This window comes from Pseudomonas huaxiensis, from assembly GCF_003231275.1.
GTDB classification, from domain to species: Bacteria; Pseudomonadota; Gammaproteobacteria; order Pseudomonadales; family Pseudomonadaceae; genus Aquipseudomonas; species Aquipseudomonas huaxiensis.
On sequence record NZ_QKVL01000208.1, the window covers coordinates 1 to 293 of the forward strand.

Annotated in this window: 1 pseudogene; it reads left to right on the forward strand. The window is 55.3% G+C overall.

Features of this window, described 5'->3' with window-relative positions:
* A pseudogene (locus DM374_RS32910) lies at positions 1–293 on the forward strand (hypothetical protein); the annotation flags it as partial.

The following is a 293-nucleotide window of genomic DNA, read 5'->3' on the forward strand; positions in this document are numbered from 1 at the left end:
CTCGAGGCGGAGCTGCAGAATGGCGACGAAGTGGAGGTGCATTGGGACGGCAGCAAACCCGGTGGCGTGACAAAGGTGAGTCGCCCGGTGCTACAAGGTGATGTCGGTAAGCTATTCAACCTGAATGTTCTCTACGAGTATGTGCAGGCTAATGCCGATGGCACTGTTGTGGTGTCCTACACGGTCTTCCATACAGATACAGTGCGGGAATCGGGGCCCTTGACGTTATCGGTGCAAAGTACAGCGCTGCCGCTTCCGGTTTTTGACGAAGCCACTGATGACAACCAGCTCAA